Raw genomic sequence first — 14,785 nt, forward strand, 5'->3', positions numbered from 1 at the left:
GCCCGCCCCGGGGCTCCCCTCCGCCCCTCTCCTCACCCCACGACTCTCCCCTCTCCGAACTGTCTCTAGGAGCTAGGCCAGATGGTGAACGACGACAAAATCCGCCGCCTTCTCAAGCAGGTGACGGCGGATCTGCACACGACTCGTCGGAGAGTGCGCGAACTCGAGTCCAAGGACGCGGAGCCGGTCGCGATCATCGCGATGAGCTGCCGCTTCCCCGGCGGCGCGAGCACCCCCGAGGAGCTGTGGCGACTCGTCAGGGACGGCGTGGACACGGTGTCCGCGTTCCCCGCCAACCGCGGCTGGGACGTGGCCGGGCTCTACCACCCCGACCCCGACCACCAGGGCACCACCTACGCCCGCGAGGGCGGCTTCGTGTACGCCGCCGACGAGTTCGACGCGGGCTTCTTCGGCATCTCGCCGCGCGAGGCCCGCGCCATGGACCCCCAGCAGCGCCTCCTCCTGGAGACCGCCTGGGAGGCCGTCGAGCGCGCGGGCATCGACCCGCTGAGCCTGCGCGGCAGCCGCACCGGCGTGTTCACCGGCACCAACGGCCAGGACTACACAGCCGTCGTCGCCGAGGCCGCCGACAGCACCGAGGGCTACTCCGGCACCGGCAACACCGCCGCCGTCGTCTCCGGCCGTCTCTCCTACAGCCTGGGCCTGGAGGGCCCCGCAGTCACCGTGGACACGGCCTGCTCGTCGTCCCTCGTCGCCCTGCACCTCGCGGCGCAGGCGCTGCGCCAGGGCGAGTGCGGGCTCGCCCTCGCGGGCGGCGTGTCCCTGATGTCGACGCCCACCGCCTTCGTCGAGTTCAGCCGCCAGCGCGGCATGGCGGCCGACGGCCGCGTCAAGGCCTTCGCGGAGGCCGCGGACGGCACGGGCTGGGGCGAGGGCGTCGGCCTGCTGCTCCTGGAGCGCCTGTCCGACGCGCGCCGCAACGGGCACGAAGTCCTCGCGGTCGTACGGGGATCGGCCGTCAACCAGGACGGCGCCAGCAACGGCCTGACCGCCCCCAACGGCCCCTCCCAGCAGCGCGTCATCCGCGCCGCCCTGGCGAACGCGGGCCTCACGGCCGGTGACGTCGACGCCGTCGAGGCGCACGGCACGGGCACCACCCTCGGCGACCCCATCGAGGCCCAGGCACTCCTCGCCACCTACGGGCAGGGGCGGCCGAGCACCCGGCCGCTGTGGCTCGGCTCCGTCAAGTCCAACGTCGGGCACACCCAGGCCGCCGCGGGCGCCGCCGGTGTCATCAAGATGGTCATGGCGATGCGCCACGGCCTGCTGCCGCAGACCCTGCACGTCGACCAGCCGTCGTCACACGTCGACTGGACCGCCGGAGCGGTCGAGCTGCTGACCGAGCCCCGCGACTGGCCCGGCCGCGAGGACGCGCCGCGCCGCGCGGGCGTCTCCTCGTTCGGCGTCAGCGGCACCAATGCCCACGTGATCGTCGAGGAAGCCCCCGCCGACGTCACCCAGGAGCAGCCGCAGGAAGCTCCCGACCAGCCCCAGGACGGCGCCCCCGAAGCCCCCGGCACCGACCTGCCGTCCGCCGTCGGCCCCACGCCCTGGCCCTTGTCCGGCCGCACCGCGAAGGCGCTGCGCGCCCAGGCCGCCCGACTGCGCGAGCGCCTGCTCGACCGCACCGACCTCGCCACCGACCGCGCCGCGCGCGCCGACATCGGCTGGACCCTCGCCACCGGCCGCTCCGCCTTCGAACACCGGGCCGTCCTCCTCGGCGAGGACCGCGACCAGCTCCTGCGCGCCCTGGAAGCCCTCGCCTCCGAAGGCCCCGCCGCCCCCGGCACGGTGACCGGCGCGGTCGCCGAGGGCCGCCTCGGCATCGTCTTCACCGGCCAGGGCAGCCAGCGGATCGGCATGGGGCGCGAGCTGTACGAGACGTTCCCGGCCTTCGCCACGGCCCTGGACGAGGTGTGCGGACACCTCGACCCGCTGCTCGACCGGCCCCTGAAGGAGGTCATGTTCGGCACGGACGCCGAGCTGTTGGAGCAGACGGGGTACGCGCAGCCCGCGCTGTTCGCCGTCGAGGTCGCGCTGTTCCGCCTCGCCGAGTCCTTCGGCGTACGCCCCGAGATCCTGGGCGGCCACTCCATCGGCGAACTCGCCGCCGCGCACGTCGCCGGGCTGTGGTCCCTGGAGGACGCCGCCCGACTCGTCGCCGCGCGCGGCCGGTTGATGCAGGCCCTGCCCCGGGGCGGCGCCATGCTCGCCGTGCAGGCGTCCGAGGCCGACGTCGCACCGCTGCTCGCGGAGGTGGCCGAGTGGGCGGGCCTCGCCGCCGTCAACGGCCCCGCCCAGGTGGTGCTCTCCGGCGACCGCGGCGTCCTTGAAGACCTCGCGGGACAACTGCGCGCCGAGGGCCGCAAGACCCGCTGGCTCAAGGTCAGCCACGCCTTCCACTCGCCCCTGATGGCACCGATGCTCGACGAGTTCCGGCAGATCGCGCAGGGGCTCGCCTACCAGGACCCGACGCTCCCGGTCGTGTCGAACGTGACCGGGCGCCTCGCCGCCGCCGACGAGCTGAAGGACCCCGAGTACTGGGTGCGGCACGTACGCGAAGCCGTCCGCTTCCACGACGGACTCGGCGCCCTCACCGGCTTCGGCGTCACCACCCTGCTCGAACTCGGCCCCGACGCCGTCCTCACGGCGATGGCCCACGACACCCTCACCGGCTCCGACGCCCAGGCCGGACTCGTCGCCGCGCTGCGCCGCGACCGGCCCGAATCCGACACGTTCCTGACCGCACTCGCCCGGCTGCACGTGCGCGGCACAGACGTCGACTGGACCCCGCAGTACGCCCCGACGCGCGCCCGGCGCCGCGTCGACCTGCCCACGTACGCCTTCCAGCACCAGCGGTACTGGCTGGACACCACCGCACCGGCCGCCACGGCCGCCACCCCCGGGGCCGCCCTGTCCGACGACGCCGAGGCCCGCTTCTGGGAGGCCGTCGAGCACGAGGACCTCGCGGAGCTCACCGGCGCCCTGGACGTCCCCGACGACGCCCCGCTGACCGCGGTCCTGCCCGCCCTCACCGCCTGGCGCCGCCGCCAACAGGCCACGTCCACGCTGGACAGCTGGCGCTACCGCGTGACCTGGAACCCGCTGCCGCCCCGGCAGCCGGGCGACACCCCCGCCCTCACCGGCACCTGGGCCCTGCTCGTCACCGACGAGCACACCGACCTCGCCTGGAGCGGCGCGGCCGAGCGCGCCCTCGCCGGAGGCGGCGCCCGTGTCACGGTGGTGCGCGTCCCGGCCGCCGCCGCCACCGACCGGGCGGCCCTCACCGCACTCCTCGGCCAGCACGAGGCGGCCGCCTGGGACGGCGCCCTGTCGCTCCTCGCCCTCACCGCCGAGACCGGAAACGGCACGGCAGCGGCGCCCGACACCGCGGCACCTGGCACGACATCGGCCCTCGACACGGCAGCGGCTCCGACCGCCGCCCTCCGCACGGCCGTTCTGCTCCAGGCGCTCGGCGACTCCGGCAGCACCGCCACCGTCTGGGCCGCGACCCGCGGCGCGGTGGCGACGACGCCGTCCGAGCCCGCCGGTGACCCGGCGCAGGCGACCGTCTGGGGCCTCGGCCGCGTCGCCGCCCTCGAATACCCGCAGTCCTGGGGCGGTCTGATCGACCTCCCCGAGACCGCCGACCCCACGGCGGTCACCCACCTCACCCAGGCACTCGCCTCGCCGTCGGGGGCGTCGGGCCCGTCGGACTGGTCCGGCGAGGACCAGATCGCGGTGCGCGCCTCCGGCGTCTTCGCGCGGCGACTGGTCCGCGCGCCCCTGGGCGACGCGGCGCCGGGCGCGGCCTCCGCCGAGCACGCGCCGGGGGCGGAGTGGTCCGCCGACGGCGGCACGGTCCTCGTCACCGGCGGCACGGGTGCCCTGGGCGGCCATGTGGCGCGCTGGCTGGCCCGCGCCGGCGCCGGGCACCTGCTCCTGACGAGCCGGCGCGGCATCGACGCGCCGGGTGCGCGGGAACTCCGTACCGCGTTGGAGGAGTCGGGCGTACGCGTGACGGTCGCGGCGTGCGACGTCGCCGACCGCGCGGCGCTCGCGGCCCTGCTCGCCGACCTGCCCGACGACGCGCCGCTGACCGGCGTGTTCCACACGGCGGGTGTCCTGGACGACGGAGTCCTGGAAGGCCTCACCGAGGAGCGGATGGCCTCGGTGTTCCGCGCGAAGGTCGCCTCGGCCCGGCACCTGGACGAGCTGACGCGCGACGCGGACCTGTCGGCGTTCGTCCTCTTCTCCTCCCTCGCCGGTGTCGTCGGCGGTGCGGGCCAGGGCAGTTACGCCGCCGCCAACGCGGCCCTCGACGCCATCGCCGAGGCCCGGCGGTCCGCCGGGCACGCGGCGACCTCCGTCGCCTGGGGACCCTGGGACGGCAGCGGCATGGCGGCCGAGGGCGCGGCCGCCGAGCGGCTCCGGCACGGCGTGATGCCGCCCATGGACCCCGACCTCGCGATCACCGCCCTGCACCAGGCACTCGGCGGCCACCAGGCGCTCGCCGTCGTCGCGGACGTCGACTGGGCCCAGTACGCGCCCGGCATCACCGCCGCCCGGCCCAGCCGCCTCTTCGCGGACATCCCCGAGGCCCACGCGGCCCTCACGAGCGGCACCGACGCCACCGGTACGGCCACCGCCCCCGCGAACGCGCTCGCGGACCGCCTCGCCGCCCTGGCCCCCGCGGACCGCGAGGCCGCCCTCCTGGACCTGGTGCGCCGACAGGCCGCCGACGTCCTCGGCCACGCGAGCGCGGACGACGTGCACGTCACCCGCGCCTTCCGGGAACTGGGCTTCGACTCGCTCACGGCCGTCGAGCTGCGCAACCTCATCGGCGCCGCCACCGGCCTGCGGCTGCCCACGACGCTGGTCTTCGACTACCCGACGGCGACCGCGCTCGCGGCCCATCTGCACACCGAACTCTTCGGTGACCAGAGCGCGACCCCGCTGCCCGCCACCACCGGCGCGGCCGCGGACGACGAACCCCTCGCCATCATCGGCATGAGCTGCCGCTTCCCCGGCGGCGTCCGCAGCCCCGAGGACCTGTGGCGCCTGGTCGCCGACGGCGTCGACGCCATCGCCGACTTCCCCGTCGACCGCGGCTGGGACACCGAGGGGCTCTTCCACTCCGACGCCGAGCGCGCGGGCACCTCGTACGTCCGCGAAGGCGGATTCCTCTACGACGCCGGGCAGTTCGACGCCAAGTTCTTCGGCATCAACCCGCGCGAGGCCCTCGCCATGGACCCGCAGCAGCGGCTCCTCCTGGAGACCTCCTGGGAGGCCTTCGAGCGCGCCGGAATCGACCCGGCGACGCTCGGCGGCAGCCAGATCGGCGTGTTCGCGGGCACCAACGGCCAGGACTACACCGCCGGGGTCGACCACGTCCCCGACGAGGTCGAGGGCTACCTCGGCATCGGCAACGCCGCGAGCGTCGCCTCCGGCCGCATCTCGTACACCTTCGGCCTCGAAGGTCCCGCGGTCACCGTGGACACGGCCTGCTCGTCGTCCCTGGTCGCCCTGCACCTCGCCGCGCAGGCGATCCGCCAGGGCGAGTGCACCATGGCGCTCGCGGGCGGCGTCTCCGTGATGTCGACCCCGGCGACCTTCGTGGAGTTCAGCCGCCAGCGCGGCCTCGCCACGGACGGCCGCTGCAAGGCCTTCGCCGACGCGGCGGACGGCACGGGCTGGGGCGAGGGCGTGGGCATGCTCCTCGTCGAGCGCCTGTCCGACGCCCGGCGCAACGGTCACCGCGTCCTCGCGGTCGTACGCGGCTCTGCCGTGAACCAGGACGGCGCCAGCAACGGCCTGACCGCCCCGAACGGCCCCTCCCAGCGGCGCGTCATCCACGCCGCCCTGACGAACGCGGGCCTCACGCCCGCCGACGTGGATGCCGTCGAGGCCCACGGCACGGGCACGACGCTCGGCGACCCCATCGAGGCCCAGGCGCTCCTGGCCACGTACGGCAAGGAGCGGTCGGCCGACCGACCGCTGTGGCTCGGCTCCATCAAGTCCAACATCGGACACACGCAGGCCGCCGCCGGTGTCGCCGGTGTCATGAAGATGGTCATGGCGATGCGGCACGGCGTGCTGCCCAAGACCCTGCACGTGGACGCCCCCTCCGCCGAGGTGGACTGGTCGGCGGGCGCCGTCGAGCTCCTGACGGGGGCACGCGACTGGCCGCTGTACGCCGACGGCACGCCCCGGCGTGCGGGCGTCTCGGCCTTCGGCGTGAGCGGCACCAACGCCCACGTGATCGTGGAGCAGGCGCCGGCCGACACCCCGGCCGCGCCGGACGAGCCCTCCGGCCACGCCGAACCGCCCACCTGCGTGACCCCCCTCGCCCTCTCCGCGAAGACCCCGGAGGCACTGCGGGAGCAGGCCGGACGGCTTCATGAACACCTGCTGACCCAGGCCGAGTCGGGTGTCGCCGAGATCGGCTGGTCGCTCGCGGTGGCGCGGTCGCGGTTCGAGCACCGGGGCGTCGTCCTCGGGCGGGACCGGGACGAGCTGCTTGCCGGACTGGAGCGGCTGGCGCGCGGCGAACAGCCGACTCCGCGGGGCGACGGCACGACTCTGTGGGGCGAGGGCACGGCTCCCGGTGTGAACGCCGGGCATGTCGTGGTCGGACAGGCCCAGGGCGGCACGGTCCGTCCGGTGTTCGTGTTCCCGGGGCAGGGGGCCGAGTGGGCCGGGATGGCCCGCCAACTCCTGGACGAGTCGCCGGTGTTCGCGAACCGGATGCGGGAGTGCGGTGACGCGCTCGCGGAGTTCGTCGAGTGGGATCTCTTCGACGAGCTGAGCGGGGAGCACTTCGACCGGGTGGATGTGGTCCAGCCGGTCCTGTTCGCCGTGATGGTGTCCCTGGCGGCCGTGTGGCAGGCGTCCGGCGTCGAGCCCGCCGCCGTCGTCGGCCACGGCCCGGGTGAGATCGCGGCCGCGTGCGTCGCGGGAGTGCTCTCGCCGCAGGACGCGGCTCGCGTCGTGGCGCTGCGGAGCCTCGCGGTCCGTGAGCTGTCGGGCAAGGGCGGGACGGTGTCCCTGCCGCTGCCCGAGCAGGAGGTACGTGAGCTGATCGCGGCCTGGGACGGCCGGATCGAGCTCGCCGCAGTGAACGGCCCCGCCGAGACCGTCGTCTCGGGCGCGACCGAGGCCCTGGACGAGCTGGTGGCCCAGTGCGCCGCGCAGGGCGTCAAGGCCGATGTCCTCGCCGTGGGCCATGGCGCGCACTCCGCTCAGGTCGAGGCCGTCGAGGCGCACCTGGCGCAGGTCCTCGCCCCGGTGGTGTCCCGCCCGGCCGACGTGCCGGTGTTCTCCTCGCTGACGGGGGAGAGGCTGGAGACGGGCACGCCCATGGACGCGGGGTACTGGTACCGCAACCTGCGGCACACCGTCCGCTTCGAGCAGGCCGTCCGCGCGCTGCTCGCCGAGGGCCACGGGCTGTTCGCGGAGATGGGCCCGCACCCGGTGCTCACCGCCGCGGTCCGGGCCGCCGCCGACGCCACCGGCACCCCGGCCGTCGCGCTCGGCTCCCTGCACCGGGACGCGGGCGGCGCCCACCGGCTCATGACCGCCGTCGCCGAAGCCCACGCGCACGGTGCGGAGTTGGACTGGAAGGCCCTCTTCCCCGGCGCCCGCACCCTCGTCGACCTGCCCACGTACGCCTTCCAGCACGAGCACTTCTGGCTCGTCGACGGGCGCACGCCGAGCGGAGCGCCGGGGGTCGCGACCGACGAGGTGGAGGCGCGGTTCTGGGAGGCCGTGGAGCGCGAGGACCTGGAGGGTCTCGCGGCCGAGCTGGAGGTGGCGGACGGGTCCGCCACCGAGCTGGGTGCCGTCCTGCCGGTCCTGTCGTCGTGGCGGCGGCAGAAGCGCGAGCGGTCCACCGTGGACAGCTGGCGCTACCGCGTCACGTGGAAGCCGTTGACGGGCGGGGCCCTTCCCGGGCCCGTCCTCACGGGCCGCTGGCTCGTCGTCGTACCGGAGGAGGCCGCCGCGCACCCGTGGGTCGCCGGTGTCTCCGACGCGTTGACGCAGGCTGGTGCGAGCGTTGCCGAAGTGCGGCTCGGCGGGGCGGAGTTGACGCGTGAGGTGCTGGCCGCGCGCCTGCGTGAGCACGTGTCCGGCACGCCCGGGGCGGCTGCTGTCTCCGGCACGTCCGCCGTGTCCGGTGCGTCCGGCGCGGCGACCGAACTCGCCGGTGTCGTCTCCCTGCTGGCCCTCGTCGAGGACCCGCACCCGGCCCACCCCGAGCTTCCCCTCGGCCTCGCGGGCACCCTGGCGCTCGTCCAGGCCCTCGGGGACGCCGAAGTCGACGCGAAGCTGTGGGCGGTCTCCGGCGGAGCCGTCTCCACCGGCCGCAGCGACCGGCTCACGAGCGCGGCGCAGGCCCAACTGTGGGGCCTGGGACGGGTCGTGGCGCTGGAGCACCCGGAGCGCTGGGGCGGTCTCGTCGACCTGCCCGAGGCTCCGGACGGCCGTACCGTGACCCGGCTCGCCACCGCCCTCGCGGGCATCCCCGCCGACGGGGCGGCGGACGGCGGCGGGAGCGGCTTCGAGGACCAGGTCGCCGTGCGCGGCTCGGGCATCTTCGTACGCCGTCTCGCGCACGCACCGCTGGCCGCCCGTCCGGCACGGGACTGGACGCCGCGCGGCACCACGCTCATCACGGGCGGTACGGGCGCGCTCGGCGCGCACGTCGCCCGCTGGCTCGCGGGAGCGGGCGCCGACCACCTCGTCCTGACAAGCAGGCGCGGCCTCGACGCTCCGGGAGCCGCCGAACTCAAGGCGGAACTGGAGGAGTTGGGGGCCGAGGTCACCGTCGCGGCCTGCGATGTCGCCGAGCGCGACGCCGTCGCCGCGCTCCTCGCCGAACTGGAGGCGGCCGGGCGCGGCCCGCGTGCCGTCTTCCACGCCGCCGGAGTGAGCCCCGCCGTCGCCCTCACCGACACCGCACCGGCGGACCTCGCCCACGCGCTGGCCGCCAAGGCCGCGGGCGCGGCCCACCTCGACGAACTCCTCGCCGACGCGGACCTCGACGCCTTCGTCCTGTTCTCCTCCATCGCCGCCGTCTGGGGCAGCGGCGGCCAGGCCGGGTACGCCGCCGCCAACGCCTTCCTCGACGCGGTCGCCGAACGCCGCCGCGCCCGCGGCCTGAGCGCGACCTCCGTCGCCTGGGGCGCCTGGGGCGGCAGCGGCATGGCGGCCACCGCCGAGGCCGAGGAGCACCTGCGCCGCCGCGGCGTCGCGCTGCTCGCCCCCGACCTGGCCGTCGGCGCGCTCGCCCAGGCTCTCGCGTCCGACGAGACGTGCCTGACCGTGGCGGACGTCGACTGGGAGCGGTTCGCGCCCACCTTCACCGCGGCCCGCCCGAGCGCCTTCTTCGGCGGCCTGCCCGCGCTGCGGCCGCAGCAGAGGAAGACGGTCGCCCCGGCGGGTGACAGCGGCCCGGTCTCGGAGTGGGCCGCCCGCCTCACCGGGCTCCCCGAGCCCGAGCGGCAGCGCCTGGTCCTCGACCTCGTGCGCGCCGAGGCGGCCGCCGCCCTCGGCTACGGCGGCGCCGAGGCCGTCGAACCCACCCGCGCCTTCCGCGAGCTGGGCTTCGACTCCCTCACCGCCGTCGAACTGCGCAACCGCCTCACCGCCGCCACCGACATCCAGCTGCCCGCGACGGCCGTCTTCGACCACCCGTCCCCCGAGGTCCTCGCCCGCCACCTGCTGACGGAGCTGTCCGGCGGAACCACCGCCGCGACAGCGGCCCCCGTCCCGGTGGCGGTGCCCGCCGACGTGGCCGACGACCCGATCGCCATCGTGTCCATGAGCTGCCGCTTCCCCGGCGGCGCCACCACCCCCGAGGGGCTGTGGCAGCTCCTCGTCGACGGCACCGACGCCATCTCCGTCTTCCCCGCCGACCGCGGCTGGGACCTCGACGGCGCCGCGCGGTACAAGCCCGAGGGCGGCTTCGTCTACGACGCCTCCGAGTTCGACGCCGGACTCTTCGGCATCTCCCCGCGCGAGGCCCTGGCCATGGACCCGCAGCAGCGGCTCCTCCTGGAAACCACCTGGGAACTCTTCGAACGCATCGGCATCGCCCCCAAGTCCCTGCGCTCCACCTCGACCGGTGTCTTCGTCGGCTCCGGCTTCCAGGGGTACGCGACCGGACTCGACAGCGTCCCCGAAGGCGTCGAGGGACACCTCATGACCGGCACGTCCGGCAGCGTCATCTCGGGCCGCCTGTCGTACGCCTTCGGCCTCGAAGGCCCGGCGGTCACCGTGGACACGGCCTGCTCGTCGTCCCTGGTCGCCCTGCACCTCGCGGCCCAGGCGCTGCGGCAGGGCGAGTGCGACCTCGCCCTCGCGGGCGGCGTCACCGTGATGGCGACCGCGGGTGCCTTCGACGAGTTCAGCCGCCAGGGCGGCCTCGCCACGGACGGCCGCTGCAAGCCCTACGCGGAGGCCGCGGACGGCACGGGCTGGGGCGAGGGCGCGGGCCTGCTGCTCCTGGAGCGCCTGTCCGACGCGCGCCGCAACGGCCACGAAGTCCTCGCGGTCGTCCGCGGCTCGGCGGTCAACCAGGACGGCGCCAGCAACGGCCTGACCGCTCCGAACGGCCCGTCCCAGCAGCGCGTCATCACCCAGGCCCTCGCCAACGCCCGCCTCGCGCCCGAGCAGATCGACGCCGTCGAGGGCCACGGCACGGGCACGACGCTGGGCGACCCGATCGAGGCGCAGGCCCTGATCGCCACCTACGGCCAGGGCCGCCCCGCCGACCGGCCGCTGCTCCTCGGCTCCGTGAAGTCCAACATCGGCCACACCCAGGCCGCCGCCGGTGTCGCGGGCATCATCAAGATGGTCATGGCCATGCGCCACGGCATGCTCCCGCAGACCCTGCACGTCGACCGGCCGAGCACCCACGTCGACTGGTCCGCCGGAACCGTGGAACTGCTCGACCGCGCCCGCGAGTGGCCCGACCGGGACGGCGCCCCGCGCCGCGCCGGCGTCTCCTCCTTCGGCGTCAGCGGCACGAACGCCCACGTCGTCGTGGAACAGGCCCCCCGGCGCAAGCCCACCACCCCCCAGGGCCCCGGCGAGGTGCACACCACCGGTACCGCCGTCCCCTGGCAGCTCTCGGCCCGCACCACCGACGCCCTGCGCGCCCAGGCCGCCCGCCTGCGCGAACGGCTCGTCGCCGACCCGGCCCTCGCCGCCGACCGCGCCGGACTCGCCGACGCGGGCTGGTCCCTGGCCACGGGCCGCTCACCCCTCGAACACCGCGCCGTGGTCTTCGGCCGCGACCGGGACGACTTCCTGTCCGGCCTGGAGGCACTGTCCTCCGGCGGCCACGGGCCGGGCGTGGTGTCCGGCTCGGTGGTCGAGGGCCGTCTCGGGGTCGTCTTCACGGGACAGGGCAGTCAGCGCATCGGTATGGGGCGTGAGCTGTACGAGGCGTTCCCCGTCTTTGCGGACGCGCTGGACGAGGTGTGTGCGCACCTCGATGGGTTGTCGGACCGGCCGTTGAAGGACGTCATGTTCGGCACGGACGCGGAGGCGCTGGAGCAGACGGGGTACGCGCAGCCCGCGCTGTTCGCCGTTGAGGTGGCGCTGTTCCGTCTGGCCGAGTCCTTCGGCGTACGCCCCGAGATTGTGGGTGGTCACTCCATCGGTGAGCTGACGGCCGCGTACATCGCCGGGCTGTGGTCGCTGGAGGACGCTGCTCAACTGGTCGCCGCGCGCGGTCGGTTGATGCAGTCACTGCCTGAGGGCGGGGGCATGCTGGCCGTGCAGGCGGCCGAGGCGGAGGTTCTGCCGTTGCTTGAGGGCCTGGAGGATCGCGTTGGACTGGCGGCGGTGAATGGCCCGTCGCAGGTGGTGCTTTCCGGTGACCGCACGGCTCTGGAGGGTCTGGAGGAGAAGCTTCGCGGTGAGGGTCGCAAGGTGCGGTGGCTGAAGGTGTCCCATGCCTTCCACTCGCCCCTGATGGACCCGGTTCTGGAGGGCTTCCGTGCGGTGGCCGAGAAGCTGACGTACCAGGACACCACCTTGCCGGTGGTGTCGAACCTGACCGGTCAGCTCGCCACCCCGGACGAGCTGAAGGACCCCGAGTACTGGGTCCGCCACATCCGTGAGGCCGTCCGCTTCCACGACGGCCTCGCCACCCTCACCGGCCAGGGAGTCTCCACGCTCCTGGAGTTGGGCCCGGACGCCGTCCTGACGGCGATGGCGCACGACACCCTCACTGATCCGGCCGCCCAGGCAGGCCTCATCGGCGGGCTGCGCAAGGACCGCCCCGAGCCGGACACGTTCCTGACCGCCCTCGCCAAGGTCCAGGTGCGCGGCGCGGAGGCCGACTGGGCTCCGCTGTACGCACCGGCCGAGGCGCGGCGCCGCGTCGACCTGCCCACGTACGCCTTCCAGCACGAGCACTACTGGCTGGAGGCGGCGTCGGACACGGCGGGCCTGGCGGGCTCCGGTGCGGTGGACGAGGTGGAGTCGCGCTTCTGGGAGACCGTGGAGAGCGCGGATCTGGCCGAGCTGGCCAAGACCCTGGAGGTGCCGGACGACGCCCCGCTCACCGAGGTGCTGCCCGCGCTGACCGCCTGGCGGAAGCAGCGGCGCGAGACCTTCACCCTCGACCAGTGGAACTACCGCGAGTCCTGGACGCCGCTCACCGAGTCGGCGGCCGGGAAGCTCACGGGCAGCTGGCTCGTCGTCGTACCGGAGAGCCGGACGGCCGACGGGACGGACGGTCGGGCCGACGGGCAGATCGACGGCCCGGCGGACGGCGCGGACGGCGCGTCGTGGCGCGCGGCCGTGGCCGCCCTCATGGCCGAGCACGATGTGCGCGTCGTGACAGTGGAGGTGCCCGCGCACGCCACCACCCGAGACGCGCTCGCAGGACCCCTGCGCGCCGCACTCGGCGCGGCGGCCGACGTGGCCGCGTTCGACGGTGTGCTGTCGCTGCTCGCCGCCGCCGACGTGGAAGCCGACAGGGCCGGTGACGGCGGTGCCGTACCGGCGGAGGTCGCGCTCACGCTGGCGCTGATCCAGGCCCTGGGCGACACCGGCGTCGACGCGCCCCTGTGGTGCGCCACCCGCGACGCCGTCGCCGTCGGCCACGCCGACGCGCGGACCGCGCCCGGCCGTACCGCCCTGTGGGGTCTCGGCCGGGTCGCCGCCCTGGAGTACCCGGAGCGCTGGGGCGGTCTCGTCGACCTGCCCGACACCGCCGACACGGCCGCCCTGTCCCGGCTCGGCCGGGTCATCGGCGGCGCCTGGGCCGGTGAGGACCAGGTGGCGGTGCGCGGCTCCGGCGCGTTCGGGCGCCGCGTGGTGCGCGCCCCGCACGACGGTGAACCGGCCGTCGCGTGGGCGCCGCACGGCACCGTGCTCGTCACCGGCGGCACCGGCGCCCTGGGCGGCCACGTGGCCCGCTGGCTCGCCCGCGAGGGCGCCGACCACCTCGTCCTCACCAGCAGGCGGGGCCTGGACGCGCCGGGTGCGCAGGAACTCCGTACCGAATTGGAGGAGTCGGGCGTCCGCGTGACCGTCGCGGCCTGCGACGCCGCCGACCGGGACGCGCTCGCGCTCCTCCTCGCGGAGATCCCCGCCGACGCGCCGCTGACCGGCGTGTTCCACGCGGCCGGTGTCCTCGACGACGGCGTGCTCGACGCGATGACACCCGAGCGGCTCGCGACCGTCTTCCGCGCGAAGACGGAATCGGCCCGCAACCTGGACGAGCTGACGGCCGGTCTCGACCTGTCGGCGTTCGTCCTGTTCTCCTCCTTCGCCGGTGTGGCCGGCGGCGCGGGCCAGGGCAGCTACGCCGCCGCCAACGCCTACCTCGACGGGCTCGCCCACGCCCGCCGGGCCCGGGGCCTGACCGCCACCTCGGTGGCCTGGGGCCCGTGGGCGGGCAGCGGCATGGCCGCCGAGGGAGTGGCCGCGGAACGGCTGCGCGGCGGGGCTCTGCCGCCCCTGGAGCCGGAGCGCGCCGTCGTCGCCCTCCAGCGGCTGCTCGGCCAGGACCGCACCGCCGTCCTCGTCGCCGACGTCGACTGGCAGCAGTACGCACCCGCCTTCACCGCCGTCCGGCCCAGCAGGCTCTACGCCGAACTGCCGGAAGCGGAAGCGGCACGCCTGTCCGGCACCGGAGACACCGGAACCGGCGTCGGCGGACCCGCCGCGGGACAGGGCGGCCAGGACCTGGCGGCGCGCCTCGCGGTACTCGCGCGGCCCGAACAGGACCGGCTGCTCCTGGACCTGGTCTGCGAACAGGTCGCCGCTGTCCTCGGCTACAGCGGCGCGGCAGCCGTCGAACCCACCCGCGCCTTCCGCGAGCTGGGCTTCGACTCCCTCACCGCCGTCGAGCTGCGCAACCGCGTCAACGCCCTCACCGGCCTCGTCCTGCCCGCCACCGTGGTCTTCGACCACCCGACCCCCACGGCACTCGCCGACTGCCTGCGCATCGAACTCGCCCCGGACGCCGCCGACCCAGCCCTGCTGCTGCTCGGCGACCTCGACCGGCTCGAAGGCAGCCTCGCGGCGGCCGGATCCGCCGACGAGATCACCCGCACCAAGGTCGCCGTGCGCCTTCAGGCGGCACTCGACCGCTGGAAGAGCACGGCCCAGGGTGCGGGCGGGCAGCCGGGCGCGGGAACCGGAACCGCCACCGACGCCCCTGACGTCGGCGAACAACTCGCCGCCGCCAGCGACGACGAGATGCTCGAATTCATCAAGAAGCAACTCGGCAGGGGCTGAC

Annotated in this window: 1 protein-coding gene; it reads left to right on the top strand. The window is 75.3% G+C overall.

The window, feature by feature from the left end; translation table 11 throughout:
- Positions 1 to 81: 81 nt before the first annotated feature.
- On the top strand, positions 82 to 14,784 hold the full coding sequence (locus ACZ6AA_RS33700; RefSeq protein ID WP_471462299.1) for a type I polyketide synthase: 14,703 nt from the start codon (positions 82 to 84) through the stop codon (positions 14,782 to 14,784).
- Position 14,785 lies beyond the last annotated feature (1 nt).

The organism is Streptomyces sp. NPDC040610 (genome assembly GCF_055594065.1).